Origin of the sequence: Chryseobacterium cucumeris (genome assembly GCF_001593385.1) — a bacterium.
Lineage (GTDB): Bacteria > Bacteroidota > Bacteroidia > Flavobacteriales > Weeksellaceae > Chryseobacterium > Chryseobacterium cucumeris.
Window position 1 is genome coordinate 1302400 of sequence record NZ_LUVZ01000001.1, and the last position, 24858, is coordinate 1327257.

Genomic DNA, 24858 nt, shown 5'->3' on the forward strand with positions numbered 1-24858 from the left:
AATATAAAAGCTATTGCAGGCATTCTTCATGCTGCGAAAGATCAAGCCCTTTATTTTCAGACTCTTCAGAAACTCTTAATGTGATCATGGAATCTGTAAGTTTATATAAAATTAATGATCCTAAAAAAGTAAAAATAGAAACCAAAACAAGGGCTGCCATATGATGAAGAAAAACATCAATTCCACCATGAAGCAGACTTGCTTTTTCACCATGAGCAAAAATGGCGGTAAGAATCATTCCCATAATCCCTCCTACTCCATGGCAGGCAAAAACATCGAGGGTATCATCTACTTTCTTTAAAACCTTCCAGTTCACCATCAGATTGGACACGATTGCTGTGATAAATCCTATAAAAAGACTCTCCTGAATGCTTACAAAACCACATCCGGGAGTAATGGCCACCAAACCTACCACTGCTCCTATGCACGCTCCCAAAGCAGAAACACTTCTCCCATTGATTCTGTCAAAAAAAATCCAGGTCATCATCGCCGAAGCAGATGCTATTGTAGTTGTTCCAAAAGCGGTAGCCGCAGATGCAGAAGCACTCAAAGCAGATCCGGCATTAAATCCGAACCATCCGAACCACAGCATTCCTGTTCCCAGAAGCACATACGGAATATTGGACGGCTCATGATGAGGATTCTTCCTGTTTCCTACCACCAAAGCTCCGGCAAGTGCAGCAAAACCGGCACTCATATGCACAACAGTTCCTCCTGCAAAGTCTTTTACCCCGAAATATTTGTTTAAAAGCCCCTCAGGATGCCACACCATATGACAAAGCGGCGTATAAATAAATATACTGAAAAGAACAATGAACAATAAATAAGATATAAAACGAACCCTTTCTGCAAAAGATCCGGTAATAATTGCCGGAGTAATAACAGCAAATTTCATCTGAAACAAGGCAAAAAGAATAAAAGGAATCGTGGGAGCCATCAGTTTATGAGGTAGATTTCCTACCCCGCTAAAAAAGGGATAACTGAGCGGATTTCCAATGATACCGTAATGCTTTCCGGCTATTGTAATCCCGATAGATTCACCGAAAGATAAAGAAAAGCCTACGACTACCCACACCATGGAGATAACGCCTAAGGCAATAAAACTCTGCAGCATGGTAGAAATTACATTTTTCCTTCCGACCATTCCTCCGTAAAAAAAGGAAAGCCCTGGCGTCATGAGCAAAACAAGTCCTGCCGCGGCCAGAATCCAGGCAACATCAGCGCCGACAATTTTATCTTCACTTAAGAATTCCCTTGTATCAGGAATATCGGCAGCCGGATTCCAGAATAAACCCCCAATGGCAACGATTGCGATAACAGAGAATGAAATGATCCATTTTAATCCTACTTTCATAAAATTTATATTTAACCCTATCAAATTTAAATATAAATTCCATAAAAACTGCATTTTTAAATCAAACACCCCTAAAAAAATATTCAATCTTGAACTTTTTCAATTTTTTCAGAAAAAATCTCTGACAGTATTTTGGAAACTTCTTTGGATTTAGTGGCCGGAAAAAGATGTGTTCCTCCTTTTACCACATAATTCGGATTTGAATAGCGGATGGGAAAAACAATGTCTTTATCACCTAATATCTGAATGACATTGGGATTCTCTTCAAATTTCCATTCGGAAACTTTTTCTACGGACCATTTGAGGTAATAAGGATCTCTTACTTTAAAATATTGAAGAAGTTTAGGATTTTTAGGGTCAAAAAGCTTTCGGACAACAGCATATACATTGGCCGCTTTGTCATTGAATAAACCTACCGGAAGTATTCTTGGGATTTTGGTAAGCTCACCTGTCTTTATGAATCTGGATTTTTCCTTATCGGATTTTATACTTCCAAGGATCACCACCTTTTCTGCAGGTTTCAATTGATTAATCTCCTGAACAATGATTCCTCCGAAAGAATACCCCAACAGGCAGAATGGTTCTGAATCATCCACTTTCTCTGCCATTCTTTTGACATAAGCATCGAAAGGCTCATTTTTTTCGGGAATAAGCCAGTCTATAAAAATCAATTCACAGTGTTTGGGAAACTCTATTCTTTCAAGGACTTTAAAGTCTGCTCCCAGACCGCTTACGATATAAATTTTCATACCACTAATTTATAAAAAATAAGGAAATAAAGGATGAGCCTCCTGATTTAACAGCATTAAAAAAGAGCAATTCTCACGAACTGCTCTTCTGTATTAATAGAATATATTTTACTTTTTCTTTTTCGGTACTCTATTCTCATTATCCAGCATTTCTGTGGAAACTTTAAACTGAATATCCATTTCGTTCTTAATAAAATAATCTTTCAATGAAGACTGATAGAATACTTTAAAGTCTCTTCTATTCAGGGAGAACTTAGCAGATTCAATAGATGTTGTAAACTGGGTAACGTATACATTCGCAGGGAAAGAGATTGTTTTTCTCACCCCTTTAAGAGTAAGGTCACCGTACACTGTAGAATTGTATTCACTGTTTGCTAAAGGAATAATTTTAGTCAAATGGAATTTTGCAATGGGGAATTTTTTTACTTCAAAAAAGTTTGAGCTCTTCAGATCGTTGGTAAGCTTGATCTGATCCTCATCAGAAACATCTCCCGCCATCATACTTCTCATATCGATAATAAACTCTCCATCCACCAGGACCGTATGGTCAAAGTTAAATTTTCCACTTTTCAGCTTTACTGTTCCTGAATGGGAAGTTTCTTCGGTTTTTACCACTTTATACCCCCACCATCTGATCTCTGATGAAGTCACTTTTGAAACTTTATCAAATTTCTTCTGGGCAGAAACAAATGACATGCTTGCGCACACCATAGCAAACAATAGTAATCTTTTCATTCTTTTTTATTTACAATTCAACAAAAATAAAAAAAAGTGTAGAACTTCTACACTTTTAATAATCTTTTTTTGATTAATTTATTGAGCAGTTACCTTTACAAGCATATCAATATCATCTTTCACAAAAACATCCTGCATCGTAGACTTGTAAGCTACGTCAAATTTTTGTCTGTCGAAAGAGAATTTGTTAGATACTAAACTTACTACTCCTTTGCTGTAAGAAATCTTAGCAGGGAAAGAGATTGGGCTTGTTTTTCCTTTTACAGTAAGGTTTCCTGTTACAAGAGAGTTGTAAACTTTATCATTGTTTTTCTTTACTCCTGTAATTTTGAAGCTTGCTGTAGGATATTTTTCAACTTCAAAAAAGTCCCCGTTCTTAAGGTGCCCGTTTAATTTCTGCTGATATTCTCCTGTAAGGTCAGTAGAAGTAATAGAAGTCATATCCAATACGAAGCTTCCGCCTACCAATTGGTTTCCTTTCATTACCATATCTCCTGACTTCACTTTTACAGTACCGTCGTGAGAACTGGCCTCAGATTTTGCTACTTTGTATCCCCACCAGTGTACATCAGATGCTACTACTTTTTTTGACTGTCCGAAAGCTAAACCACCAGCTAAAACTGCTAATAAAAATATTTTTTTCATTGAATAGAGTTATTTACTTATTTAATGATGCAAATGTAAGTATCTTATTCAATAGATTTCATTGATGTATATCAATAAAATTTATTATTTTCATGAATAATATCATTCCATAAAAAAACTCCGAATTTCTTCGGAGTTTTATTTTATAGCTGATAGTAAGCGGTGTAAAGTGCTATACCATTTAATGCTGTGTGATTTTGCTTGACCAGATAGATGGGAATATTTTTAAGCATTTCCTCCATTTTATCACTGATCTTGAATTTCTCATAGAATTTCGCCTTATCAATATATTCTGCGATCATCTGTGGAATATCTCCGGCAATCAGTAATCCTCCGGTAGCTTTTAATTTTAATGTTAAATTATTGGCCTCTCTTGCCAGGAACTCAAGGAAAGTATCTAAAGCAATTTTGCAGATCAAAACATTTTCCTCTACAGCAGCTTTATAAAGTTCTTCCACAAAATTCCCCTGCGCAAGACGTTCTCCTAACCATTCCGGTTCCGGGTGTCTTTTCACATCTCTCAGGAATCTGTAAATATTGAATAGTCCTGACTTGGATAATACATTTTCCCAGCTTACAATACCATAGATATTATTTAAGAACTGGTAAAATTCAACTTCTACGTTGGTTCTCGGTGAAAATTCTGAGTGCCCTCCCTCTGTTGCGAAAGGTCTCAGGTATTTTCCGTCAAAGAAATAGCCGGCTTCTCCTAATCCGTTTCCGGGAGCAAGAACCGCTACATTTCCTTTTTCAAGATGTCCGCTGGTATAAATGGCTTCAAGATGGTTATCTTCAAGAAGAGCCATTCCATAGGCAGAAGCTTCCAGGTCATTCAGCATTTCTACTTTTTCAAACCCGAAATCGCGTGTATACTCGGCAATATCTAAATGCCAACCTAATCTTGCCGGACTGCTTTTCCCATCCAATACAGGACCTGGCACAGCCATTCCCAGACGTTTTACATTTTCAAGCTGATTATCCTGAATAAACTTCTTTAAAATATCTGAAAAGGAAGCATATTCTTTGGTTGCATATTTATTTTCTACTTTTATCTCAAGACCTCCGTTCCCGGAAACAAAATAGCCTAAGATTGTTATATCTTCACGGAGACTTGCTCCAATGATAGAAACACTATCATTATTACTGTTCTCTACTCCTGGTAAATAAAGTGGAAATTTTGGATTCAGAATCATAACCTCAAATTTTACCAAATATAATAATTGTTTTTGTAAATCCTGCACAGAACAAAAAAACCTTTCCACTTTCGTGAAAAGGTTTTGGTTAATAATTGTTTATATATTAAATCTAACTACTTTCCTAATGGAATATTGTAACCGAATCCTACTCCGATATTCCCCACATTATAGTCCTGACCTGGCAAATCTCCCTTGGTTCCTACAAAAACCTTTTGGTATTGTACGAAGAAATTCCAGTCTCTGTTGTGGTATCCGATCTCCGGTTTAAGGTAGAAACCTCCGCCAGCTCTTTCAACATTGGTGTTTGACGCCACTGCTTTATCACCCACAAGGAATCCGTATCCTAAGTCAGTTCCGAAATAGAAACCGGTTTGTTTTGGATAAATTCTGATTAAAGCTGCTACAGGAACTACTCCTACATCATTGTTTTTATATCCGTTGTTCTCTTTTCCAAAATAGTGAGTATATCCTGATGCAATACCTAATCCAAACCCTGGGGTAATCAAATTCTGGTACGCTACATCCACTCCTACTGCAGCGGAAAGATTATCTGCGGGAACTGCTAAACCAACATTTGCACCTACCTTGATCATATTGTTCATTTGAGCACTTTGGGCGCTTGCGATACCCGCTGTTAAAATACCAGCCAGTACTATTGCTTGTTTAAACATTTTCATAACTCTAATTTTTAAATTTTACTAAACAAGAGGATGTAAAAATCATGCCAAGCAAGGGTTTTTATTGTATTTTAACATTCAAAAAAAACATAAAATAATGACTATCAATATATTAATTTTAACAAAATTTAAATAATTGTTTAACAAAATTTATCAAAAAATGATAGTTAAAAAGTGAATTAAAGGATGGAAGAAAGGAAGCCGGATACTGGAAGAAATATAATCCATAAAATCAACTCTATTTCTACGATCTAAAACTTCCTGCCTATTGCCTCCTACTACCAGCTTCCAGTCTAATACAACAATATTAACAATGCTTAACCCGTTGTTATTTTAACCTTTTTGTTCAAAATACATCAAAAAATAAATTCTCCATGATGGCTGATTCATTATTAAAAAACAAGCATCTTCTTTGGCGGGCAGGTTTTGGTGTTAGCATTAATCAAATTGATGGTTTGAAAAATAAAAACATTAAAACGCTGATGAATGAATTATTTAAAGAAGAAAGCTTCAGCGAAATCACTTATGACACTCCAGATCCTGTTTCTGTGGCAGACTATATGAACAGTACAGCTCCTGCAGAAAAGAAAAAAGAAATGCAGCGGATCAACAGGGAACAAAATAACGAACTGAACCTGAATTTTCTAAACTCCATCGTTAACAGTAAGGAACAGATGAGGGAAAAAATGGCGTTTTTCTGGCATGGGCATTTTGCATCAAGAGTACAAAATCCAAGGTTCAACAAACAGCTTTTAAATACGATAAGAAAAAATGCACTGGGCAATTTCAAAGATCTGCTTTTTGAAGTAAGCCAGTCGCCTGCCATGTTGAATTTTCTGAATAATCAACAGAATAAAAAAGACCATCCTAATGAGAATTTTGCCCGTGAAGTGATGGAACTGTTTACCATGGGAAGAGGAAATTACACTGAAAAGGACGTAAGAGAAGGAGCAAGAGCTTTTACAGGATGGAGTTATGATAAAGAAGGGAATTTTAAAGAAAGAAAAAATCTCCATGATGAAGGCAGCAAAACTTTTTTAGGAAAAACAGGCAACTTTGACGGAAATGATGTGCTCAATATTATTCTGGAACAGAAAACTACAGCACAATTTATTACGACAAAGATTTATAAATTCTTCGTCAATGAAAAACCGGACCAGGAGATTGTTAATCAACTCAGCGCCAATTTCTACCATTCAGGATATGACATCAAAAAGCTGATGACTGAGATATTTTCAAGCACATGGTTTTATGATCAGAAGAATATAGGTAACCGTATAAAATCGCCTGTAGAACTGATGGCAGGAATCATGCGAATCCTTCCAATGCATATTCAGAACCCTGAAAACCTCATCGTTTATCAGAAATTATTGGGACAAATGCTCCTTTATCCACCCAATGTAGCGGGATGGCCGAATGGAAAGGCATGGATTGACAGCTCTACTTTAATGCTCAGGCTTCAGGTTCCGCAGATCTGGTCCGGTCTTCGCCCTTTAGAATACAGTCCCCGCCAGGATGATGATATCGACATGGGAATGAAATCCAGTGAAACAGCATTAAATAAAAGCTTTAAAAACCCTAATATCACCATCGACTGGGATCGTATTGAAAAGCTTTTCGCCCATAAAAACTGTGAAGATTATCTTCTGCAGAATACCCAAAGCCTCGATATGAACTCTGTAAGTAATTTTTCAGACAAGAGTATAAAAATGACTGTCATCAACCTGATGTCTACTCCGGAATATCAGTTATGTTAGGTAGGAGGTTTTAGGTTGCAGGCAGCAGGTAATAGCTGTCGCAGTAGAACTTGGCTCCTCCCTGATTTAGTTTTCACTGCTATAAAAATAAAATGCGGTCCAGCCCTATAATTTACAACCTGCAACCTGTCATCTGCCACCTGCCATCTTAACCCCTAAAAACAAAATTATGCTAATCAAAAGAAGAGAATTCCTCAAAATAAGCTCACTGGCTACTGCTTCTATGCTGATGCCTAATTTCTTAAAAGCGATGACGCTGGATGAAGCGCTGAATCCTGGTCAGAACATTCTGGTAGTCCTTCAGTTTACGGGAGGAAATGATGGTTTGAATACCATTATTCCGGCCAAAAACGATATTTATTTCAGGGAAAGGAAGACATTGGCTATTCATGACTCTATACCGCTTACAGATGAGGCTGGAATTAATCCGTCACTTTCCTATTTTAAAGAACTTTTTGATAACGGAGAGCTGTCTGTGATGAATAACGTAGGATATCCCAACCCGGATAAATCCCATTTCCGAAGCATGGATATCTGGCAGTCGGCAAGCAGAAGTGATCAGTTTCTGGAAACAGGCTGGCTGGGACGTTTTCTGGATGAAGAATGTTATCACTGTGATCATCCTACGCAGGCACTGGAAGTAGATGATATGCTTAGTCTAGCCCTAAAAGGTGAAAATAACAAAGCTTTTGCCTTTAAAGATCCCAAAAGACTGTATCAGACCAGTCAGGAAAAGTATTTTAAATCTCTCTACGACCATCATCATGATGATGAAACGGTGTCTTATCTCTATCAGACTTTAGGTTCTACCATCAACAATGCTGATTATATTTTTGAAAAAAGCAAAGCTAAAAAAACAGAGCAGGTTTACCCCAATTCTCAACTGGGAAAAGATTTTAAAACGGTTGCTTCTTTGATAAAATCTGACATTAATACCCAGGTATACTATCTTTCGATCGGAAGTTTCGATACGCACGTCAACCAGAATGACAGACAGAAAAAGTTATTTGATGATATCAACGAGTCGGTAAAATCATTTGTTGCAGATATGAAAAGTAATGGGCTCTTCAAAAATATACTGTTGATGACATTCTCAGAGTTTGGCCGTCGTGTGGCACAGAATGCCAGCAACGGAACCGATCACGGAACTGCCAATCAAATGTTTTTTATCAGTGGAAACCTTAAGAAAAAAGGACTTTTAAATACACTTCCTGATCTGCAGAATCTGAATGATGGTGATCTTATTTATAAAGAGGATTTCAGAAAAGTATATGCAACAATTCTGAAAAACTGGCTTAAAGCGGACTCTTCCAAAGTATTGGGATGGAAAGACGGGATCTATGACTTTGTGTAGGGAAACCGAGATTCCTACGGAATGACACAATTGGAATGGTGATGTATCCACACAATTTGTCATTCCATAGAAACTCAGCCTTTGCTATAAGGAGTACAAAAACAATCCTGTCCAATACACCAACTGAAGACGTAAAAATTCCCATCCTCCGGAGGGGTGGCGAAAATTCAAAGAATTTTTGACGGGGTGGTCTTCAGCACTCATTAAAAAGATCCATTAACAACAAAAAAAGAGACTGTACCTTGTTATGACAGTCTCTTTTCAATAATTTCAAATTTAAACTACTTTTACGTTTAAGCCGTAATCTGCTTTTTTTCGTTCTCTTTCTCTTCTTGTTTTTTATCTATCTTCTCAGATATTTTTTTTACGATATACTCTATCGCCAGCGGTGCTATAATTGCAATTAATGCTTTAAATATTCTTGATTTCATAATTAATTTGGTATTGTTAAGTTAATACTACAATTTCCAAGCCAAGATAAATTATGAAAATAAATTATCTTCAACAAAGCCCTGTGAATGGTACATTTAAATTAATTTAGTTTTCCTCAGGAACAATCAGATTCTGATAATTTTTACTGCCTGCCCTGAACTTTTCCTCCATTTTCAACCGTAGTTTTTTGGGCTTATGTACAATCAGAGAGTCTCCGAACCCAAGCAAGAGTCTTTCCAGCTCAAAATTGATCTGCACACATATTTTAAACAGCGTGCCGTCACGGTCTTCCTTTAGGATCTCCTGACTTTTATGCAGTGGTTTTGTTTTCACATAGGGAGCATTTCCAGAATCCACCCAAAAGACCACATTTCTGGGATCCATTGACTCTGCAACAGTTACCCCTACAATATCTTTAAAATATTCATCTCCATCCAGATCCTTGTCAATATAGGCAAGACTATCATCTGTTTCGATACTTTCCATTCTGTCCAGTGCCAGATTGTACATTTTTTGTTTGTAAAGACAGATCAGAAACCAACGGTTGTTGAACTCTTTCAACAGCTGCGGATGTACTGTAAAGATATTGGATTCCCTTGCCGTAAAACTTTTGTAAAGGATCTTCAACACTTTTTTATTAGCAATACTTTCGTACAGAATATCAATATGTTCCAACCCTTTTAACTGTTCATTTTTATCCAGATGGATAATGGATTTCTGGCTGGTTGCATGAATAGAATCTTCCAGTTTCTGAATAACCCCATTCATCTCCTTGAACATGGAAAAATCCTTGAACTGTTTTAAAATCTGAACCGCATTATTCATCGCCTTCAGATCACTTTCATTCACAGAAATATTATGAATACTGTATTCCGGATCACTGTAACGATAGTATTTTCTTTCGTAAACTTCAATAGGGGCTTCATATCCGAATTTTTCACTCCGCATATTCTGAAGATCAAGCTGAACAGTCCTCTTACTTACATAAGATTCTTTTCCCTCAAATTCAAACAATGCTTCTGAACATTCATCAATAAGATCCTCCAGCGTATACTTTCTGTATTTATTTTTAAGACATTTATCTAATGTTTTATACCGGATCAGAGCATTTTTATTGGATGACATACCTTAGTGTTTAATGATTGGTGTTTTTTTTAATAGCAATCTGCTTTTATTTCTGCTCTTTTCCTAAAAATTATTTCTCTCTCAAAGCATTTTCGTCAAAAGTAATCCCTTCCCAGCCGAATTTCATAAAGTTTCGGATATTTTGGTGGTCAGTTCCTTCAGGATTTTTCAAAACATCTTCTCTGTAGAACTCACCAAAAAGCCAAAGGGTTTGTTCTTTCGTCAGATCCTGAATACTTGCAAAGCTGAAAACCTTGCACGAACCATTGTTCTGTCCGGCCTGATTGGTTGTATCTCCGTTTTGAAAGGTAGTAGGAGTAAATTCATAATGTTCATCAATATGAGCGATCACATCATTAAACTGAATCGTTTCCGGGAAATGTTTTAATTGTTCTAATAATACCATGAGCCTTGTTTTTTTAATTTTATACTATTTTTACGAGTCTGCCACTGGGCTTTTTCGTCTTTTTAATTAATTTTTGTAAAAATAATTAAAATTTCTTTATCTACGCAAAACTATTGCGCAATAATGATATTACTTTGCATCATCAAAATGAAACAAAATGGAATTTAATGGAAATCATTTAATCGAATTAGGATATAGACCGGCAAAATGGTTTAAAGATGCCATTACCTATATCAACGAGAATAAGTTGGATGAACATCAGATCGCAGAATATCTGGTACAGTTCAAACAGCCAGATCTTATTCCGCTTCATGAAACAGCTAAAGATTTTATAATCAATATACGTGCAGAGCACGAAAGTGAGAATGATAATGTGGAAAAAGTAATCAAAACCATGAAAGTTCTGATGAAAACTCCCACTCTGATTGGCGGAGCTTTAATGCCGGACGCCTGCCCTACCGGTCCTGAAGGTCAGATTCCCGTTGGAGGTGTGGTCGTGGCAAAAAATGCTATTCACCCGGGATTCCATAGTGCGGATATCTGTTGTTCTGTGATGTTGACGGATTTTGGAAAAACAAATCCTAAAGAGGTTTTGGATGCAGCACATTCTGTCACTCATTTCGGATACGGAGGAAGAGCAAGAGGGGAACAGATGCCGATGTCTCAGGAACTGATGGATGCTTTCAGAGAAAATGAATTCTTACAGGATGAAAAACTGATCAGCATTGCCCGTTCTCATATGGGAACTCAGGGAGACGGAAACCACTTCCTTTTTGTCGGAATTTCTAAAAATACTGGAAATACCATGATGGTAACCCATCACGGATCAAGAGCTCCGGGTGCTGCTTTATATGATAAAGGAATGAAGGTTGCCAACCGTTTCAGACAGGAAATCTCTCCTGAAACTTTAAGAGAAAATGCATGGATTCCTTATGATACAGATGAAGGTAAATCGTATTGGAAAGCACTTCAATTAATAAGACAATGGACAAAAGAAAACCATACTTCCCTTCATGATGCCGTGCTGAATAAGCTGGAAACGGAGAAGGAAAACAGATATTGGAACGAACATAACTTCGTTTTCAAAGATGGAGACCTGTTCTATCACGCGAAAGGAGCTACTCCGCTGGATGATAAATTCATGCCTGATATCACCGGACCTAGACTGATTCCGTTGAATATGGCCGAACCGGTATTGATTGTTCAGGGAAAAACGAATGAAAGAAACTTAGGTTTTGCACCGCACGGAGCAGGAAGAAATTTCAGCAGAAGCCAGCATAAAAAATCTTTAGCTCATAAAACGACCGAGGAAATCTTCAATGAGGAAACAGCAGGATTGGATATCCGTTTCTACTCTAATGAGATTGATATTTCTGAACTTCCAAGCGCTTATAAAAGTGCGAAGAATGTAAGAGCACAGATAGAAGAATACGGACTTTGTGAAGTTCTGGATGAAGTGATGCCTTACGGATGTATTATGGCCGGAGATGTTCAGAAGAATGCTCCATGGAAGAAAAAAAAGAAATTCAGAAAAGCATAATTTTAATAGTATGTTCAAACCTAACTGGTTTTAGAAACCCGTTAGGTTGAATAAAAACAATAAACCAAATTTCAAAGCACTAAAAAATTCAAGGCAAAGAAAGTTCCTATATTTCCAGATTTACTTTCCGCCTTTTTACAAATTACAAGGCAAACGGAGTTCCTATATTTTTTGGAAAAATACTCCCCGCTTTTTATAAACTATAGGTAAAAGGAGTTCCTATACCTTTCACTTTTAATGAATCTACTCCTCACTTATTTTTTAAACTTAAAACAATGAAAACACTACAATTATTCAATGCTGTACTGGCCAGAAAATCTGATGAAAAGCCATTTATTTCTAATGATGGTTTCATCATTGAACCGGATGCTCTATGGGCAAAAAATGAAATCATCTCTTTTTACGCAAAGGAAAAGCTGAATGGTAATAATTTGAATAAAACCTTTCATAAATCCTGGGAGAAAATAAAGAACACTTCCAGAATTGATTTATTTTTTGAACAGATCACTCATTATATTTCAACCTATGGAAGCGATTTTCAAAGTGAAATCTATATTCCTAATGAAATTTTGAATGTTCCTGATATGAAGCTGGTTTTTAAAGTAATCAAAGCCTACTCTGTAGAAGAAATGCAGGAAAAATGTCTTGCTCTTTTAAGATCAGGAATTGCTTTAAAACAGGAAACCATTGATGATTTGCTTTCTATTTTACATACGGAGCTGGAATATGATTTTACCGGAAAAGAAAACATCAGAAATAAAGAAGCGGTTATAAAAATTGCTGATCTATATGATATCTATCCTGAAAATCCCGTTGAGTTTTTCCGTTATGTTATTTATAAAACGACGAACACTACGCTTTTAATCAAAAATGATGATTTGATTAATTTAGTCAAGCAGAGTAATTTTAATCCGACATCCTTATTTGAAAGTTTTGGATTGGAAAAAATGGCGGAAATTTTCAACAGATTCAAGCCGTTATTTCTGGCTTATAAAAACAGAGCGCCCAAAGCGATCAACAAAATATCAAAGTTATCTAAGGTTCATCATAAACCATTGATTTCAAACCCATTGAATGACGCTACAAATACTCTATTGGAAAACAGCGATTGGCACTGGCTGGAAAATGCGACACCGTTTGCATTATTCAAAGCATTATCAGCATGTTACTCCAGAATGTATGGTCAGGATACCTTTGTCTACAGAATCCGAAACGGAAAATCATGGACTAAAAAAGGTAAGGAAACTTACGTGAATCAGTTCAATTATGATTTCATTCTGGACTTTTTAAAACTGAAGTATGAAAACCTATCCGGAAAGAAATTCTATTTCCCTGAGAATATAGAATTTGCGTTGCCAACTTCTGAAAAGATGTTTGCTGGAAATATTCCTACCGGAACCCGTTTTTATGCGGATAGACTGGCTGTAGGTATTTATTGGGAAGATCAGTGGGGTGCCAATGACCTTGATCTTTCCGGATTGAACATCGCAGGAAAAATTGGTTGGAATGCCGCTTATAATCATGGTAACGGACAGTTGATGTACTCCGGAGATATGACTTCTGCTCCTAATGGCGCTGTTGAATATCTTTATGCCAATAAAGGCCTTTGTGAACCAACCCTTGTTATGAACAACGTTTTCAGCGGAGATGCGAACTGCGGATATAAAATTGTGATCGGAAAAGGGGATGATATTTCTTACGATTATATGATGAATCCTAATCACCTCTTTGCTGAAGCCAGATGTAATTCTGTTCAGAAGCAAATGATTCTGGGAATGCTTGTAGCGAAGAATGAAAAGCAATGTTTCGTACTGTTGAATTTCGGAGCCGGACATTCGCATGTTTCAGGAAATAGCCAGATTTCTGCAATGGCAACAAGTGCATTATACCAGCAATGGTATGAAGCGATGTCTTTCAATGAGCTTATCAAAGAGCTTGGCGGTGAGATTACCACAGAAAAAGTGGAAGCTGATTTTGATTTCTCACTGGAAAGCCTGGAAAAAGATAGTTTTATCAGAATTTTTAAATAAATTCTATGGCGTCATCTGATGATATCGGGTGGCGTTTTTTTATGGCGGTTTGGTTGGGTAAACGTTGAGAACCACCCCGTCAAAAATTCTTTGAATTTTCGCCACCCCTCCGAGGGAGGGGAATTTTCACGTCTTCAGTTGGGAGAATGGTCGGGATTGTACCATTTCTGTGTATGTTTTTTACAGGAATTCGGCCTACAAACTAATCTTTACCAAACGGACTAAAGTCCGTTCCTATTGAATAAAAGCCTTTATGGTAATTATATATTCACCTTTTTCACAGAAAAAACTTCTTCATTCACATGAATGATCACTTTCCTTCCATAATCAATCTGAATAGTAAACATATTCTCCAGTGGAAACTGAAGAACCGTCTGAAGGATCAGACGAATAACTCCGGCATGCGTAACTATAAGTGCTTTTTCCATATCTTTTCTTTGAATAAATTCATTCCAGAAGCTGAGAACGCGGGTTTGCATTTCGAGAAGATTTTCACCACCCGAGGCTTTTACACTGACAAAATCTTTGTACCACGGATTGATTTCTTCTTCTGGAATATCCATCCATTTTTTTAATTCCCAGTTCCCGAAATTCATTTCGCGAAGTCTTTCATCTGTTTGGTATTCAAATTTAAAATAATCAGCCAAAATACGGCATCGCTCAGAAGGACTTGAAACAATTACATCATAATGACTGTCAATATCCAACAATTTAAAATCTTCGATACACTCTTTCCGTAAAGGCATTTCAGCAAAACCATAACACAGGTTTTCAGGATTGTCCACAGCAGTATGACGGATCAAATGAATTTCCATACGATGATTGTTCCTAAATAAAATAAAACTTCACAAACCTGCTGTACCGATCCCAGACAATCACCTGTATACCCTCCGATATGTTTTTTAAAATACCAGCCCATATATATTTTTCCTAAATAAGCGAGCGCAAAAGCAAAAATCAAACGCCAGTCCGGAAACAGGGCAAAAGTGGCTAAAACACTGATGAAGCTTACCAGCAAAGCCATTCCATCCAATGGTTTATTGGCCAGAGGCTTTGACTTACTGACATCGATATCCGTAACATACTGGTGAGTATAGATCATCGTTCCTGCAATAAAACGGCTTACCGTATGCCCTAAAATAACAATGAGTAAAACGCCCACCGGATTACTCATTCCTAAGGTTTGAATACTATAAAATTTTAAAGCAAAAAGCAAAATAATCCCTATTGTACCATATGCTCCTACCCGGCTGTCTTTCATAATCGTCAGGATTTTTTCCTTTCCATATCCGCCTCCAAAACTGTCGCACATGTCTGTGAAGCCATCTTCATGAAAAGCTCCGGTCAGCAAAACATTGGAAATCATCATTACAACAATCCCGATTTCAAGATTAAAAAGCAGTGTAGAAAGATAAAGAACCAAAGCGTTGATGAGCCCTACAATCAAGCCTACCCAGGCAAAATATTTCTGAGATTTATTCATAATCTCGCTGGAGTACGGAATGGTAAACGGAACCGGAATTCTCGTGAAAAACATGAGTGCCGTTGCAAAGTAAATCAGTTCATTTTTTATAGCTTTCATTTAGTTTTTATTTGATACATCTGCATCTTCGAAACTTGACATTTCATTCAGAAAATTAACGGCACTTTGAATAATCGGATAAGCCAATGCACAGCCTGTTCCTTCACCAAGGCGCAGATTCAGATTGAGAATGGCCTGTTCTCTCATTAATCCCAACAGCTGAGGATGGGCATTTTCATTGCTTACATGGCAGAAGATACAGTTGTTCAATACTTCAGGATTCTTTTTCCAGACCGTGGCTACCGCAACTGTTGCGATAAAACCATCTACCATAATCAGAATATTGTGGTGATAAGCTTCTTCTATGGCTCCAATCATCTGGGCAATTTCCAATCCGCCAAAGGTCTGGGCAATCTCATCCTCAGACATTTCAGAAGGATATTTTTCAACAGCTTCTTTTAAAATACTGATCTTATTGTCAAGCTGATGATCATTCAGTCCCGTTCCACGTCCGATACAATGGATAATAGGAATATCAAAGAGCTTGCTCATCATCAAAGAAGAGGCGGAAGTATTCCCGATTCCCATTTCTCCAAAGCCAATGATATTGCAGCCTTTTTTAGCAATATCATTCACCACAGACTTTCCATTTTTAAGTGCCTGCTGATATTCTTCGAAAGTCATGGCAGGTTCTTCCAGAATATTACGGCTGGATTTTCTGACTTTTTTATCAATGAGATTCAGCCCTTCCGGGAAATCAAAATTCACTCCTGCATCTACAATTTTAATGTTGATACCATTCTGTCTGCAAAAAACATTAATGGCAGCACCTCCGCCAAGGAAGTTCATCACCATCTGATAGGTGACCTCCTGTGGATAAGCACTGACGCCTGCAGCAGCAATCCCATGATCGGCCGCAAAAACTACCATATGAGGGTTGAGTAACTGCGGAGAAGTGGTTTTCTGAACCATTCCGATTTTGTGGGCAATATGTTCAAGATGACCTAATGCCCCTAATGGTTTTGTTTTAAAATCAATTTTATGTTGTAATTCTGATGATAACATGGATGTTTATAGTTATGTTAAATGGAAAAGTGCAATATTAGTAAAATTCAATGAGTCTTTTTCTTTTGTCTTGACACAAAAGAAACAAAAGGTCAAGACCTTGAAAATTGAGCTAAAAATAAAATGTGTTCTCTAAAAATTCTAAACTCGTGCGAATTCATTATTACTTTTTTGTATCAATATATTCGTCGCACTCAGACAGGAGAATTTTCTTAACGTTCACACAATTTATTTTTTTAACGCCCAATTTTCAAAAGTCAAAAAATTTTAGCCCGCAATATTCACTTACTCACAAACCGAACCCCGCAACTCTCAAACTCTCCTACACTCAAACCCTAAACTCCATCCCCACGAAACCCGCACCTCGAAACTTAAAACAGCTACGCGAGTACATTGCGCACTTCACCCTTTACTTTGCACCATCAATCAATACCAATGACACCGAAAATACTTGAAAAAATAAAAGAAGTTGAGGCTGCAAAAGGCGTGGAAGTCCTTCTTGCTGTAGAATCAGGAAGCCGAGCCTGGGGTTTTGCGTCTCCTGACAGTGATTATGATATACGTTTTATATACCGTCACGACAAAGATTGGTATCTTTCTCCCTGGGATAAGGATGAAACGATAGAATTTATGACAGAAGATGATCTGGATGGTTCCGGCTGGGATCTGCGAAAGACGTTTCATCTCTTACTGAAGTCGAATGCGGCTTTGCTGAGCTGGTTTTATTCTCCTATCGTGTATAAAGCGGATGAAAGGTTTGTAGAACTCTTTAAACCTTTGGCTGATGCCTGTTTTTCTCCGGTAGCCGTTTCTTATCACTATCTGAGCATGAGCAAGAAATATCTGGAAGCCTGCAGAAGTGATGAAGTAAAATTAAAAAGTTACTTTTATTGCTTACGAACTACTCTTACCGGAAAGTGGATCATAGAGAAAGGAACGGTTCCACCCATATTGTTCAGTGATCTGCTTGTTTTAACAGATGAAGCCACCAGACGAAAAATAGAAAAACTCGTTGCCTTAAAAGCCACCAAAGGAGAATCTTATTATCACCCGAATGATTGGAACCTGTTTGATTTTCTGGAGAAAACGATAGCAGATAATGAGGAAAAATCGAAAGGTTTATCAGGAGGAGAGGTGGATAAAGGTGAGATGGAGAGTATTTTTAGGGAGATATTGGAGAAATGCTAAGGATTACGGGAAGCCGTAGTCTTTTATTATGAATATAAATTAAATTAGCTTGTCAGAAATTGAATATATCATTAATATTATTTAATTTACAATAAAAAACAAATGACCATCTTCAAAGAAACTCGAATTACAATATCAAAAAATATATTCGCTCACTTTCTAAATATTGAAAATTACCTTCCTGATTTATTAAAACTTATAGATAGTGAAATTGGCTTTATTAGAAATGGGCCATTAAATGATGAGGACTTAAAAGATGTAAAAAAAAGAATAAAAATCTGGATTGATAAAAAAGGATCAGATGTAAGAGCAAAAAATGGGTTTATTGCTGAATTTATTTGTCATTTATATTTAAGATACATAAAATTTGAACAATACTCTTTATTTAAAAACCTTGAAGAAAATGGTCCTAAAAAAGGATTTGACGGTCTATATCTATACAATAATGAAGTATGGATAGTTGAAAGTAAGTCCACTGCTAATGAGAAGAAAACACATAATACTAAAATCAATGAGGCATATAATGATATTAGGACTAAATTAGAATCTAGTGAAGAAAACGGTACTAATGATCCATGGGAAAATGCAAAACATCATATACAAATAGTAAATCCTAACAAATCATTATCAGAAAACGTAAAAAAATTAAGTTCAGATTTTATTAACAATAAGAAACACAAAATAAAAGAGTTTAATATAATTCCTTGTTCTACAATCTATTTAGAAGATAAATGGCACACAATAGATGTTAGCAATCTAGAAGATAAATTTAAAGAAAAAATAAAAAAAATAAATGCAAAAAAAGTAAATATACTGTGTGTTAATAAAAAAAGTATTGACGATTTTATAAAATATATTAATAGTTAGCTATGGAAAAAGACGTACAACAATTACGTAATTTAAAAAAGAATAAAAACTTCCAGCATATTTTTCGAAAATTATGTCTTAACGAGACATTGTTTTTTGAAGAAAAAGAATATATTTTAAAATGTTCTTTATTATTTTTTAAGCTATATGATTCTGATAAAAGATATTCTTCCTTTTTTAAAATTGGTTATTATATAGTTTTAAAATACTGTATAACATATAATAATTATCAACCTTTATATGATGTTTCAATTCAATTAGGCTTTTACCCAATAATTGAAGCAATATTAGTCAAACATCGCTCCGATGTTAAACCTAAAAATATAATATTAGATATATTTACTTATACACTATTTAAAAAGGATTACGAAATTAAAAAAGGATACATAGAAAGTTTTGAACAAAATAATTCAAGAAAAAAAATAATAAACTATGATAAGACTGAAATTGCTTATGTTGCTCCAACCTCATATGGAAAAAGTTCCCTTATTAAAGAATACATAAAAATTAATAAGCCTAAAAAAATAGCAGTAATTGTTCCTACAAAATCGTTATTATTACAAACTTATTTAGATTTGAAGGAACTATCAAATGACTATAAATTAGTATTACATGATGAAATGTACAATAATGAAAATAATTTTATTGGCATTTTAACACAAGAAAGAGCAACTAGAATACTAAATAAAAAAACTAAAAATTATTTTGATATTTTATTTATTGATGAAGCTCATAATATTTTAAAAAGAGATTCTAGAAGTTTTATATTAGGGCGATTAATACAATTAAACTATAAGAGAAACAATAGCCAAAAGATAGTCTATTTATCTCCATTAATTGACCATTCAAAAAATTTAAAATTAAAAAGGACATCAATAGGAGAAATATCAATTAAAAAAGTAATACATGATTTTAAAAGCTTTGAGTTATATTATTTTAATAATAAGCAGAGCTTTTTTTATGATAGATTTTCCTCGGATAGATTTTTGATTAAAAGTCAAATAGAATATTTTGACTATATCAAAATTAATTGTCTAAATAAAAACTTTTTTTATCAAAATAAGCCTGCTATTATTGAACTTTTTACTGAAGAATTATACAATAATTTGAGTTTTTTGGAAGATAACGAGGAAATTAAAAAAATAACAACAATACTCAAAAAAGAAGTTCATAAAGATTTTAAACTTATAAGATTTATACAAAAAGGAATAGTTTACCTACATGGTATGATTCCTAATATCATTAAAGAATATATTGAAAGTAAATATAGAGAGATTAATGCTATTAAATATTTAGTAGCTAATAAAGTAGTTCTAGAAGGAATAAATATGCCAATTGAAACAATATTTATAACCAATAATAGAGTTGGTAGAAAAAATATTACTTACAATGATTTAATAAACTTAATTGGAAGAGCTAATAGACTTAATTTTATATTTAAAAATAATAATATTGATAAGCTTATTTCAAAAATACACTTTTTAGAGCACGATACTTTTCAAGGTAAAAACTCAATGAATAGTACACTAGAACTTTTAAATAAAGAAAAACTTAAAGATATTATTCAGAACCCTTTATCAGAAAATTATGATATAGAAAAAATAGAATTTTCGGGTCAAAATAAAGAAGAAAAGAAAAAAAAGCAAGAAGAGGAAGATAAAAAACTAAACAATTTTTCTGATTTTATTTTAGAAGAACCAAAAAATGAGTTTGAGAGAATAAAAAGATATTGTATAGAAAACTCTATAAGCAGCTATTATAAAGATATTAATTTAGCCGTCGAAACTATTATAACAAATATAAAAAATTATCGATTCGAAGAAGAAGATAAAATTGTAGATATTCTCAATGAAATATTCATTAGAAATCATAGCATTAATATTGATGATTTCGAAATAATACGTTTAAATCAAGAAAAAGCAAGAAACTATTATAATAATTACATTTATATTACGCAACATTTACATTTAAATCAAAGAATTATTTCAACCAAAGAATATTTTGAAAAAAAATCTAAATCCAATGATCCTTACCTGTATATCGGAGGAAGTTATGGTGAATTAACAGCGGAAGAGGCAGGGAAAACTTCAATATATAATAATGAAAAAAAATATCAACAAAAAGTATATATAAACTTATCTAATGAAAAAGTTGATTTTATAAATATAGCAATTGTTAAATTAAAAATGGAGGAGGATTTTGTTGGGTATAAATTAACACAGTTAATTTCATTTCTAAATGATTTTAAAATTATACCAAATGAGTATTATTTAAAAATAGTTTATGGAACAACAAATGAAGAGATAATTAACTTGGTTCGCTTTGGGTTAAGTACTAGTTCAATATCAGAATTAAAAAGAGATAATCAATTATCAAATCTAGTACTAGATAAAAATGGTAATTTAAGTACAAAAAATCAAAATGATTTTAAAACTTACCTAGCTTCAAAACCTGAATTATTTCAGTTTGAAATACAAAAATATTTGAATTAATCCCATGACCATCCAAGACCTAAAAAACAAAAACCTTCTCCTCTTCGAAGCCATTTCCGGAAGCAGAGCTTTTGGGCTGGCAACAGAGAATTCTGATACGGATATCCGTGGGGTGTATTATCTGTCGAAGGAAGATTTCTTTGGGCTTAATTATATTCCGCAGATTTCCAATGAAACGAATGATCTTACGTATTATGAAATCGGAAGATTTGTAGAACTGCTTCAGAAAAACAATCCTAATATTCTGGAAATTCTGGCCAGTCCTGAGGATTGTATTCTGTACAAACATCCGCTGATGGATTTATTGAAAACAGAAGATTTTCTTTCAAAACTGTGCAAAGATACATTTGCAGGTTACGCCGTTTCCCAGATTAAAAAGGCAAAAGGTCTCAATAAAATGATTGTAAACCCGATTGATAAAGAAAGAAAATCGATCCTGGATTTCTGCTTTATTTTGGATGGACAAGGTTCTGTCCCATTGAAAATATGGCTGGATGAGGATGGCCTCTCACAGGAAAAATGCGGATTGATAAACATTGATCATACAAAAGGAATGTTCGCTTTATTTTATGATGAATCGGGAACATTGGGATATAAAGGAGTTATACAGAATGAAGAAGCGAATCAGGTTTCTGTATCCTCCGTCCCTAAAGATGAAAAACCGGTTGCTTATCTGTTTTGCAATCTGGATGCCTATTCTGTGTATTGTAAAGATTACAGGGAATATTGGAAATGGGTGGCTGAGCGCAACGAAGACCGTTACAATGTTAATCAGACTCACGGACAGAATTACGACAGCAAAAACATGATGCACACCATCCGACTGCTGCAGTCCTGCGAACAGATTTTTAAAACCGGTTCACTAACGATCCGTGTAGAAGACCGTGATGAACTGTTAGATATCAAAAGTGGCAACCAGTCGTATGAAAGTGTAATGCAAAGGGCAGAAAGCCTGATAGAATCCATAGAAAGCCATTACTCTGCCAGCACACTTCCCGACTCTCCGGACCTGAAGAAAACCACAAAAATATTAATTCAGATCAGAGAAAAACTGTACAATAATAATGAATGATGAATTATAAATGATGAGTTATGAATGGTGGGACTGTTGAAATCCAACGCTCCCACTCTCTCACTCACCTACCCTAAAACACTCTCCAAAACCGAATCCCGAATCCCGAAACTCTCCACCACACTCTCATACCCTCAAACGCTCCCACTCTCCAACCCTCCAACCCAAAACTCACTTCTTCGCCGCCTTCGCCAATGGATTATAATCAAGACATATTTTAATCCAGTATTCAAAATCATCTGCTTTTTGGAAACCTATGGGTTCTACATAGCAATAGCCATTTAACTGTTTTCCTTTCATAATCATTGGGAGAAAGCCTTTCTTTTCCGAAACCTCATCTTCCAGTTCGGGATTGTAACGGCACATCAGATTATCATGACTGATGTTGATGCACATCTTTCCGTTCACCAGAAAAGACAGTCCGCTGAACATTTTCTTTTCCTCGACCTCTATATTATTTTCCATTGAAAGCCGTTCACGTACACGGTCTGCAAGTTCAATACTGTAAGCCATGATTTCTTTTTTTTTTGATATATCCTTTTTAATAATAATGGCTTCGACAGGCTCAGCCTGACAGTGCTTAAAAATTGTCGTTGGTATTCCAGTTGTCACCCTGAGCCTGTCGAAGGGTATTAATAAGAAAACCTTATAATCACTTCTTGAGTATTACTTAAAGGATAAGTTGATCAACTTTTCTCTTATTAAAATTAATAAAAAACTGTGATTAACACCTTATTTTTTTAGCATTATTGATGAATTCAAAATTTAAAAATTAAAATTTTATTTAAATAAATTATTGTTTTACGATAATTAATTATACATTTGCAATAGTAATTACAATTCATATCATGAACCAGACCAAAATTATTGCAAGAATTTTATTCTATATCTGTGCCTTACTTTCGGCCGGATATTTAGTCACTTTTGGGTATTCCCTATTCTGTCTTATGAGCGGATTTGCGGTCACGCCTTATAAAGAAGGCCAGTTCCTTCACATCAATTATCCGTTTACAGAACAACCGTTTCTGAATATCGAAAACAATTATCCTTATATGATCTTTTCCTTTATGTTGGTGCTTATCACTTATGGAATCTTTTTCTGGTTATCTGCCAGGGTTTTCAAAGTGTTTTTCCAACAAAAACTGTTTACTCAGGAAAATATCATTCAGCTTAAGAGATTTTACCTGTACAATATTTTCATTCCCCTTCCACTGGTTATTATCGCGAGTTTCTTTGTGGAAGTAGAAAGTATCATATGGGGACTGGTGTTTATTCACTTTATGCTTGGAATTTTCTGTCTGTTTCTTGCGAATATCTTTAAGCAAGGACTACATTTGCAAAACGAACAAGACCTATTTATTTAAAATGCCAATTATAGTCAACTTAGATGTGATGCTTGCCAAACGAAAAATGCAGAGTAAAGAATTGGCAGAAAAACTGGGTATCACACCCGTGAACCTCTCTATCCTGAAAACCGGCAAAGCCAAAGGTGTCCGTTTCGATACTTTGGAAGCCATCTGCAAAATCCTGGAATGCCAGCCGGGAGATATTCTTGAATTTAAAGAGTAGACGGGATTCGGGTTGTGAGCTGCGGGGTTTGATTTGAAGTGTTTTAGAGTGGAAGTGTAAAAAATTCTCTTCTAACTTCTAACTTCTAACTTCTAACTTCTAACTTCTAACTTCTAACTTCTAACCTCTAGCCTCTAGCTTTCAGCCATTAACTTCTAAACCAGCTGCCAAAAGGCCGCCTGTCCTTCTATCCCCCAAACACAACGTTATGAACACATTATCCATCAACAACCTTAGCCTCACCTATAAAAATGGATTTCAGGCTATTAAAGACATTTCACTCGACATCAAAAACGGTATGTTCGGGCTTCTTGGTCCCAACGGAGCCGGAAAATCTTCTTTGATGAAAACCATTGTCGGACTTCAGAAACCGACCTCCGGAACAATACTTTTCAACGGAGTGGACATCGCCAAAAACCCTGATTATATCAAACAGAATCTCGGATTTCTCCCACAGGATTTCGGAGTATATCCCAAAGTTTCAGCCTATGATCTGCTAGAACACATTGCCATTCTGAAAGGCATTAATGATAAAAACCAACGTAAAAACCAGATTCTGGGTTTGCTGGAAAAAGTCAACCTTTCTGATTTTGCTAGAAAAGAAGTTCATACCTTTTCTGGGGGAATGAAACAGCGATTCGGTGTTGCTCAGGCCTTATTAGGAAATCCGAAGATCATCATTGTAGATGAACCTACTGCCGGATTAGATCCTGAGGAACGTAACCGTTTCAATACGCTGCTCAATGATATCAGCCAGGAGGTTATCGTCATTCTGTCCACGCATCTCGTTGAAGATGTCAGAAATCTTTGCTCAGAAATGGCAGTGATGAATCATGGGCAAATCCTCCGAAAAGGAAACCCCGGAACACTCATTGCAGAGCTTGACAACAGAATCTGGTCCAAATCTATCGACAAAAACGAACTGGAAAGTTATCATTCCAATTATGAAATCATCAGCAGGCAGCTTCTGGAAAGAGAACTCCACATCACTGTATTTTCTGAAGAATCTCCGAAAGATTTCAGCCCTGTAACCCCTTTGCTGGAGCACGTTTACTTCCATACACTCACCCAAAAACCTTAATC

24 protein-coding genes are annotated in these 24858 nt (G+C 35.5%); 11 read left to right on the forward strand and 13 right to left on the reverse strand.

Going from position 1 to position 24858, the window contains the following annotated elements:
* Nucleotides 1-10 precede the first annotated feature (10 nt).
* The 6 genes from A1704_RS05755 to A1704_RS05780 form a co-directional block, all read right to left on the reverse strand.
* Nucleotides 11-1354 carry an ammonium transporter gene (locus tag A1704_RS05755; protein ID WP_062671624.1) on the reverse strand — a complete coding sequence of 448 codons (1344 nt, stop codon included), beginning with the start codon at nt 1352-1354 and terminating at the stop codon, nt 11-13.
* An 83-nt stretch (nt 1355-1437) separates the two neighbouring features.
* Nucleotides 1438-2103, reverse strand: coding sequence for an alpha/beta hydrolase (locus A1704_RS05760; protein ID WP_062671301.1), 666 nt, complete (start codon nt 2101-2103; stop codon nt 1438-1440).
* 108 nt (nt 2104-2211) lie between these two features.
* A complete protein-coding gene (locus A1704_RS05765) occupies nt 2212-2838 on the reverse strand; it encodes a YceI family protein (protein ID WP_062671303.1) in 627 nt (208 codons plus the stop codon).
* 78 nt (nt 2839-2916) lie between these two features.
* Complete coding sequence (locus A1704_RS05770) at nt 2917-3483, reverse strand: YceI family protein (protein WP_062671305.1); 567 nt, start codon at nt 3481-3483, stop codon at nt 2917-2919.
* 143 nt (nt 3484-3626) lie between these two features.
* On the reverse strand, nt 3627-4676 hold the full coding sequence (locus A1704_RS05775) for a glucokinase (RefSeq protein WP_062671307.1): 1050 nt from the start codon (nt 4674-4676) through the stop codon (nt 3627-3629).
* A gap of 116 nt (nt 4677-4792) precedes the next feature.
* A complete protein-coding gene (locus tag A1704_RS05780; RefSeq protein ID WP_062671310.1) occupies nt 4793-5356 on the reverse strand; it encodes a hypothetical protein in 564 nt (187 codons plus the stop codon).
* Between the two features lie 374 nt (nt 5357-5730).
* Between A1704_RS05780 and A1704_RS05785 the strand changes: the two genes are divergently transcribed.
* Nucleotides 5731-7113, forward strand: coding sequence for a DUF1800 domain-containing protein (locus A1704_RS05785; protein ID WP_082798714.1), 1383 nt, complete (start codon nt 5731-5733; stop codon nt 7111-7113).
* A 169-nt stretch (nt 7114-7282) separates the two neighbouring features.
* On the forward strand, nt 7283-8467 hold the full coding sequence (locus A1704_RS05790) for a DUF1501 domain-containing protein (RefSeq protein ID WP_062671312.1): 1185 nt from the start codon (nt 7283-7285) through the stop codon (nt 8465-8467).
* Between the two features lie 293 nt (nt 8468-8760).
* On the opposite strand, the gene A1704_RS24700 is transcribed toward A1704_RS05790, so the two are convergent.
* The 3 genes from A1704_RS24700 to A1704_RS05800 all read right to left on the reverse strand — a co-directional run bounded on the left by A1704_RS24700 (nt 8761) and on the right by A1704_RS05800 (nt 10430).
* Nucleotides 8761-8898, reverse strand: coding sequence for a hypothetical protein (locus A1704_RS24700; RefSeq protein WP_167348772.1), 138 nt, complete (start codon nt 8896-8898; stop codon nt 8761-8763).
* A 106-nt stretch (nt 8899-9004) separates the two neighbouring features.
* Nucleotides 9005-10024: a helix-turn-helix transcriptional regulator gene (locus A1704_RS05795; protein ID WP_062671314.1), complete on the reverse strand. Its 1020-nt coding sequence runs from the start codon at nt 10022-10024 to the stop codon at nt 9005-9007.
* A 70-nt stretch (nt 10025-10094) separates the two neighbouring features.
* A complete protein-coding gene (locus A1704_RS05800; RefSeq protein WP_062671316.1) occupies nt 10095-10430 on the reverse strand; it encodes a HopJ type III effector protein in 336 nt (111 codons plus the stop codon).
* A gap of 739 nt (nt 10431-11169) precedes the next feature.
* Here A1704_RS05800 and A1704_RS25070 point away from each other — a divergent pair.
* The gene (locus A1704_RS25070; protein WP_394360852.1) at nt 11170-11970 is read left to right on the forward strand and encodes an RtcB family protein; all 801 of its coding nucleotides are present in this window, start codon (nt 11170-11172) and stop codon (nt 11968-11970) included.
* A gap of 275 nt (nt 11971-12245) precedes the next feature.
* Nucleotides 12246-14000 (forward strand): hypothetical protein, encoded by a 1755-nt coding sequence (locus A1704_RS05810; RefSeq protein WP_062671320.1) that lies wholly within the window; start codon nt 12246-12248, stop codon nt 13998-14000.
* A gap of 260 nt (nt 14001-14260) precedes the next feature.
* On the opposite strand, the gene A1704_RS05815 is transcribed toward A1704_RS05810, so the two are convergent.
* The 3 genes from A1704_RS05815 to cobT are packed head-to-tail and all read right to left on the reverse strand — an operon-like array spanning nt 14261 to nt 16587.
* Nucleotides 14261-14815 carry a histidine phosphatase family protein gene (locus A1704_RS05815; protein WP_062671322.1) on the reverse strand — a complete coding sequence of 185 codons (555 nt, stop codon included), beginning with the start codon at nt 14813-14815 and terminating at the stop codon, nt 14261-14263.
* Nucleotides 14800-15582 carry an adenosylcobinamide-GDP ribazoletransferase gene (locus A1704_RS05820; RefSeq protein WP_062671324.1) on the reverse strand — a complete coding sequence of 261 codons (783 nt, stop codon included), beginning with the start codon at nt 15580-15582 and terminating at the stop codon, nt 14800-14802. Before A1704_RS05820 ends, A1704_RS05815 begins: the two co-directional genes overlap by 16 nt.
* A complete protein-coding gene (cobT, locus tag A1704_RS05825) occupies nt 15583-16587 on the reverse strand; it encodes a nicotinate-nucleotide--dimethylbenzimidazole phosphoribosyltransferase (RefSeq protein ID WP_062671327.1) in 1005 nt (334 codons plus the stop codon).
* A gap of 435 nt (nt 16588-17022) precedes the next feature.
* Here cobT and A1704_RS05830 point away from each other — a divergent pair, with 435 nt between their 5' ends.
* The 4 genes from A1704_RS05830 (at nt 17023) to A1704_RS05845 (ending at nt 22206) form a co-directional block, all read left to right on the forward strand.
* Nucleotides 17023-17775, forward strand: coding sequence for a nucleotidyltransferase domain-containing protein (locus tag A1704_RS05830; RefSeq protein WP_062671329.1), 753 nt, complete (start codon nt 17023-17025; stop codon nt 17773-17775).
* 102 nt (nt 17776-17877) lie between these two features.
* On the forward strand, nt 17878-18642 hold the full coding sequence (locus tag A1704_RS05835; RefSeq protein ID WP_062671331.1) for a hypothetical protein: 765 nt from the start codon (nt 17878-17880) through the stop codon (nt 18640-18642).
* 2 nt (nt 18643-18644) lie between these two features.
* Nucleotides 18645-21134, forward strand: coding sequence for a DEAD/DEAH box helicase (locus tag A1704_RS05840; RefSeq protein ID WP_062671334.1), 2490 nt, complete (start codon nt 18645-18647; stop codon nt 21132-21134).
* Between the two features lie 4 nt (nt 21135-21138).
* Nucleotides 21139-22206, forward strand: coding sequence for a nucleotidyltransferase domain-containing protein (locus A1704_RS05845; RefSeq protein WP_062671336.1), 1068 nt, complete (start codon nt 21139-21141; stop codon nt 22204-22206).
* Between the two features lie 171 nt (nt 22207-22377).
* Here the strand turns inward: A1704_RS05845 and A1704_RS05850 are convergent, their stop codons facing one another.
* On the reverse strand, nt 22378-22719 hold the full coding sequence (locus A1704_RS05850; protein WP_062671628.1) for a TfoX/Sxy family protein: 342 nt from the start codon (nt 22717-22719) through the stop codon (nt 22378-22380).
* A gap of 335 nt (nt 22720-23054) precedes the next feature.
* Here A1704_RS05850 and A1704_RS05855 point away from each other — a divergent pair, with 335 nt between their 5' ends.
* The 3 genes from A1704_RS05855 (at nt 23055) to A1704_RS05865 (ending at nt 24856) form a co-directional block, all read left to right on the forward strand.
* A complete protein-coding gene (locus A1704_RS05855; protein ID WP_062671338.1) occupies nt 23055-23570 on the forward strand; it encodes a DUF2975 domain-containing protein in 516 nt (171 codons plus the stop codon).
* Between the two features lies 1 nt (nt 23571).
* Entirely contained in the window at nt 23572-23775 is a 204-nt protein-coding gene (locus tag A1704_RS05860) for a helix-turn-helix domain-containing protein (RefSeq protein WP_002980904.1), read from the forward strand.
* Between the two features lie 208 nt (nt 23776-23983).
* Entirely contained in the window at nt 23984-24856 is an 873-nt protein-coding gene (locus tag A1704_RS05865) for an ABC transporter ATP-binding protein (RefSeq protein ID WP_062671340.1), read from the forward strand.
* Nucleotides 24857-24858 lie beyond the last annotated feature (2 nt).

Bases quoted from the DNA above. Each gene is read 5' to 3' on its own strand.
- A1704_RS05755 (WP_062671624.1), bottom strand. From the start codon at position 1,354: ATGAAAGTAGGATTAAAATGGATCATTTCATTCTCTGTTATCGCAATC.
- A1704_RS05760 (WP_062671301.1), bottom strand. From the start codon at position 2,103: ATGAAAATTTATATCGTAAGCGGTCTGGGAGCAGACTTTAAAGTCCTT.
- A1704_RS05765 (WP_062671303.1), bottom strand. From the start codon at position 2,838: ATGAAAAGATTACTATTGTTTGCTATGGTGTGCGCAAGCATGTCATTT.
- A1704_RS05770 (WP_062671305.1), bottom strand. From the start codon at position 3,483: ATGAAAAAAATATTTTTATTAGCAGTTTTAGCTGGTGGTTTAGCTTTC.
- A1704_RS05775 (WP_062671307.1), bottom strand. From the start codon at position 4,676: ATGATTCTGAATCCAAAATTTCCACTTTATTTACCAGGAGTAGAGAAC.
- A1704_RS05780 (WP_062671310.1), bottom strand. From the start codon at position 5,356: ATGAAAATGTTTAAACAAGCAATAGTACTGGCTGGTATTTTAACAGCG.
- A1704_RS05785 (WP_082798714.1), top strand. From the start codon at position 5,731: ATGATGGCTGATTCATTATTAAAAAACAAGCATCTTCTTTGGCGGGCA.
- A1704_RS05790 (WP_062671312.1), top strand. From the start codon at position 7,283: ATGCTAATCAAAAGAAGAGAATTCCTCAAAATAAGCTCACTGGCTACT.
- A1704_RS24700 (WP_167348772.1), bottom strand. From the start codon at position 8,898: ATGAAATCAAGAATATTTAAAGCATTAATTGCAATTATAGCACCGCTG.
- A1704_RS05795 (WP_062671314.1), bottom strand. From the start codon at position 10,024: ATGTCATCCAATAAAAATGCTCTGATCCGGTATAAAACATTAGATAAA.
- A1704_RS05800 (WP_062671316.1), bottom strand. From the start codon at position 10,430: ATGGTATTATTAGAACAATTAAAACATTTCCCGGAAACGATTCAGTTT.
- A1704_RS25070 (WP_394360852.1), top strand. From the start codon at position 11,170: ATGGGAACTCAGGGAGACGGAAACCACTTCCTTTTTGTCGGAATTTCT.
- A1704_RS05810 (WP_062671320.1), top strand. From the start codon at position 12,246: ATGAAAACACTACAATTATTCAATGCTGTACTGGCCAGAAAATCTGAT.
- A1704_RS05815 (WP_062671322.1), bottom strand. From the start codon at position 14,815: ATGGAAATTCATTTGATCCGTCATACTGCTGTGGACAATCCTGAAAAC.
- A1704_RS05820 (WP_062671324.1), bottom strand. From the start codon at position 15,582: ATGAAAGCTATAAAAAATGAACTGATTTACTTTGCAACGGCACTCATG.
- cobT (WP_062671327.1), bottom strand. From the start codon at position 16,587: ATGTTATCATCAGAATTACAACATAAAATTGATTTTAAAACAAAACCA.
- A1704_RS05830 (WP_062671329.1), top strand. From the start codon at position 17,023: ATGACACCGAAAATACTTGAAAAAATAAAAGAAGTTGAGGCTGCAAAA.
- A1704_RS05835 (WP_062671331.1), top strand. From the start codon at position 17,878: ATGACCATCTTCAAAGAAACTCGAATTACAATATCAAAAAATATATTC.
- A1704_RS05840 (WP_062671334.1), top strand. From the start codon at position 18,645: ATGGAAAAAGACGTACAACAATTACGTAATTTAAAAAAGAATAAAAAC.
- A1704_RS05845 (WP_062671336.1), top strand. From the start codon at position 21,139: ATGACCATCCAAGACCTAAAAAACAAAAACCTTCTCCTCTTCGAAGCC.
- A1704_RS05850 (WP_062671628.1), bottom strand. From the start codon at position 22,719: ATGGCTTACAGTATTGAACTTGCAGACCGTGTACGTGAACGGCTTTCA.
- A1704_RS05855 (WP_062671338.1), top strand. From the start codon at position 23,055: ATGAACCAGACCAAAATTATTGCAAGAATTTTATTCTATATCTGTGCC.
- A1704_RS05860 (WP_002980904.1), top strand. From the start codon at position 23,572: ATGCCAATTATAGTCAACTTAGATGTGATGCTTGCCAAACGAAAAATG.
- A1704_RS05865 (WP_062671340.1), top strand. From the start codon at position 23,984: ATGAACACATTATCCATCAACAACCTTAGCCTCACCTATAAAAATGGA.